Origin of the sequence: Jannaschia seosinensis (assembly GCF_001408515.1) — a bacterium.
GTDB classification, from domain to species: domain Bacteria; phylum Pseudomonadota; class Alphaproteobacteria; order Rhodobacterales; family Rhodobacteraceae; genus Jannaschia; species Jannaschia seosinensis.
The window spans coordinates 1-1896 of sequence record NZ_CYPR01000129.1 but is presented as its reverse complement, the minus strand read 5'-3'; the positions used below and the strand labels follow the sequence as shown (position 1 = coordinate 1896).

Annotated in this window: 2 protein-coding genes and 2 pseudogenes; all 4 read left to right on the top strand. The window is 62.1% G+C overall.

The genetic code is table 11. From position 1 onward, the window contains the following. Window positions 1-215: 215 nt before the first annotated feature. On the top strand, window positions 216-515 hold the full coding sequence (locus JSE7799_RS10255) for a hypothetical protein (protein ID WP_055663529.1): 300 nt from the start codon (window positions 216-218) through the stop codon (window positions 513-515). Between the two features lie 104 nt (window positions 516-619). Further along, a pseudogene (locus tag JSE7799_RS22285) lies at window positions 620-841 on the top strand (transposase); the annotation flags it as partial. 420 nt (window positions 842-1261) lie between these two features. After that, complete coding sequence (locus JSE7799_RS21045; protein WP_186201899.1) at window positions 1262-1420, top strand: hypothetical protein; 159 nt, start codon at window positions 1262-1264, stop codon at window positions 1418-1420. A gap of 25 nt (window positions 1421-1445) precedes the next feature. Next, a pseudogene (locus JSE7799_RS10250) lies at window positions 1446-1896 on the top strand (helix-turn-helix domain-containing protein); the annotation flags it as partial.

The window sequence follows — 1896 nt, the reverse complement described above, 5'->3', positions numbered from 1 at the left end:
GCACCCATGACCAGAACAAGCACGTGTTCCCAGCTGGGAGCTGTAAAGCACATTCGCAGCTCCTGCAGCCAATCGCGCAGGATCTGGGGAACCGGAACGCCTGTCGGCGGCGGGGAGGTGGAATGTTGCTGCATCCCATGCTTCGAATCCCTCGCCGATCACCATGCAAGTCAGGGGCCCGCGGCAAAGTGAATTACGCATCTTGAGGTGTGCTCATGTATGATCTGCGCATGCTGTACGATGAAATGGTCGCCCGCATCGAAGCTTTCGACGACGCCAATGGTGGTGGTGTCGGCTCCTACAAGAACAAGGGCTCTTGCCATCTCTACCTGCTGGAGACGGAGGCGCCGATTGCCCGCCTGAAGCCGACCGGCAACGGAGACGAGGTCCGGCTCGGATACTGGTCACACCGGCGCAAATGGGAGGATATCGATGACATGGGTGGCGTCGTCATGCCTCTCGACGACGCGCTCGAGTTCATAGCGAACGAGGCCGTTTTCTGGACCTGGACGTGAGTGAAAACGTACAAAGTCGAGCTTAGGCCCTCTTGATAAAGTTCTTCCTCTGCCGGCTGCGGCTTGACTCCCGCTAATCGACTTTTGGTAGCCGGGGTGATGCTATGGTGCGGGGTCTGATGTCAGATGCGGAGTGGGCGTTTTCTCGAGCCGTTCATCCGGGACATGCGGGCACGAAAGGGCGGCAAGGGATCCGATTGGCGTCGGGTGCTCGACAGGGTCTTCTTGATCGCTCGGACGGGCAGCCCTCGGATGATCTGCCTGAAGATTTCAGCAAGTGCTTATCCGGCTATCGGCAGTTTCGCCGCTCGACGCTAGCAGGGCTTTGATAGGCGATCCTAGAGACGCTGAACGTGGAGGCGGCGCAGCTCGACAGCCCTCGGAACTTCCGGCCGTTGGCGAGGTGGTCGTGGACGAGGTCGACAGACCACCGGCTGTCGGTATGGATCGCCAGCCGGATCGGCGTGCGTGCCACCGCGATCAGGTGTCGGGACTTCCGTTTCTGCACCACAAATTCTTCTTTACGGGGAGGCGCTGCGCCTTCTTGCGGTTCACGATATGCCCCTCCGCGTGCAGGAGGACATGAAGGCGCCGGTGTCCGAAACGCCGCCGTAGATTGGCCAATTCGCGCAGACGCGTCCGCAGGCTGCGTCGTCCAGCCGCCGACTGCGATAGCGGATAGTGCTCCGGTCCGCGGCGATGATGGTGCATGCCCGCCGCTCACCCATCTCAAGAAGCATCCTGAGATGAGCGACCGCGTCGCGCCTGGCGCATTCGCCATTGTCGCTCGGATTAATGGCGCGACACGGCTCATCATCACCCTTTTCTTAACGGTAGATGTTCCGTCCCGGATGATCACCTTTCCCCGCGACGATCCGCGCTCTTCATGGCAAGATCGGTTCTGAGGGACCTTCGAGACGGGGCACGACCATGCTGATACATCTTCACAAGCAGGCCACGACCACGCCGAAGGTGCGGGCGGCGATCCAGGCGAGCACGGAGCCTGCTCCGGTCCTGGCCGAGCGCTTCGGCATAACGGAGCAGACCGTTTACAAGTGGCGCAAGCGCGACAGCGTCGCGGATCGCAGCCACACGCCGCACAGGCTCCAGACGACGCTGACACCACCGCAGGAGGCCGTCGCGGTGGCCCTGCGAAAGGCGCTGCTGGTGTCGCTGGATGATCTGCTGGCGGTTGTGCGGGAGTTCCTGAACCCGAACGCCTCGCGCTCGGGGCTGGACCGCTGCCTGCGCCGGCATGGCGTGGGGAACCTGCGCGACCTGAAGACCAAGGCGGCCAAGCCGAAGCACAGCGCCTTCAAGGCCTACGAGCCGGGCTACCTCCACATCGACGTGAAATACCTGCCGCAAATGGCCGATGAGA